Origin of the sequence: Candidatus Magnetaquicoccus inordinatus (genome assembly GCF_004217665.1) — a bacterium.
Classification (GTDB): domain Bacteria; phylum Pseudomonadota; class Magnetococcia; order Magnetococcales; family Magnetaquicoccaceae; genus Magnetaquicoccus; species Magnetaquicoccus inordinatus.
Map to the genome: position 1 here is coordinate 1 of NZ_RXIU01000458.1, position 1,354 is coordinate 1,354.

Sequence of the window (1,354 nt, forward strand, 5' to 3'; positions counted from 1 at the left end):
ATGGCTGACATCGTGGCTGGCAAAATCAACCAGATCGTCGTCTACAAAATTGACCGGCTCACCCGCTCCCTGATGGATTTCGCGAAGCTGGTTGAGGTGTTTGACAAGCACGGCGTCACCTTCTCCAGCATAACACAACAGTTTAGCACGACAACATCTATGGGACGACTCACCCTGAACATGCTGCTCTCCTTCGCGCAGTACGAACGCGAGATTTCAGCCGAGCGCATCCGCGACAAGTTCGCCGCATCCAAACGGAAAGGTATGTGGATGGGTGGCCACCCTCCTCTCGGCTACATCGTCCAGGAACGCAAACTGGTGATCCACCCCACCGAGTCGGAGACGGTGCGCACCATCTTCCGCCGCTTCATCGAAACCAGCTCCGTTACCCAGTTCATCGACGAACTGGCCGAGTCGGGTGCGGTTGGTAAAAACGGCCTGCCGCTCGACAAGGGTGCCATCTACCGTATTCTCGGCCACCACGTCTACGTCGGCGAAATTGCCTATCAAGGCGAGATCTACGCCGGTGAGCATCAGGCGATCATCGATCGCGCCACCTGGGACGCTGCTCGCACCACGCTGGCCAACCATACCCCAGAACGGATGCGCCATAAACGGATTGAGTCGCCTGCACCCCTGAAAGGCATCATCCGCTGCTCATACTGCGATCGCGCCATGAAGCCGACATACACCCGCAAGGCTGGAAAATTGTACCGATATTACACCTGCCAAGGCGCCGACAAAGGCGGCACCCCTGCTCCCTGCCCGCTGCGCAACGTGTCGGCTGGCGAAGTTGAAAAGACCGTTTTGAACCAAGTGCGTGGCCTGCTTGGAACTCCAGAGGTCATGGTCAGAACCTTCAAGGCCATGGATGGCATCGATGACAGCGTCTCGGAGAGCAAGGTGATGGACTCCCTGCGCAACCTGGGAAGCCTCTGGGATGAGTTGTTCCCCATGGAGCAATCCCGCCTGATGCAACTGCTGGTTGGCAGGGTGAATGTCAGCCGCCAGGGCATCGATGTAACCATGCGCTCTGGTGGACTGAAGAGCCTGATGACGGAACTCGAATAGAATGGAGATTGGCATGAAAGCAACCATGAGCAGCGATGGGGAATTCATGACCGTGCGCATCCCCATGCGTGTCAAACAAGGTAAAGTCCGAGCAAAAATCATTTTGCCGCCGGATGCCCCAGACTGGGCACCGCCACCACCGACACCGCACCAGGCAATTCTCAAGGCGTTGGGTCGTGCCCGCCGCTGGTCCAAAATGATCCAGTCCGGCCAAGTCAAGAGCATGAAGGAACTGGCCGAACGGGAGCAAATGAACGACTCCTACATCTCCCGGATCCTGCGC

The 1,354-nt window shown here is 57.5% G+C and carries 1 protein-coding gene and 1 pseudogene; both read left to right on the plus strand.

What is annotated here, in order from left to right; translation table 11 throughout:
- Positions 1–1,071, plus strand: a 1,071-nt coding sequence (locus EJP87_RS16525; protein ID WP_130472936.1) for a recombinase family protein, incomplete at its 5' end; no start/stop codon positions are given.
- A gap of 13 nt (positions 1,072–1,084) precedes the next feature.
- Positions 1,085–1,354: pseudogene (locus tag EJP87_RS16530) on the plus strand (hypothetical protein); the annotation flags it as partial.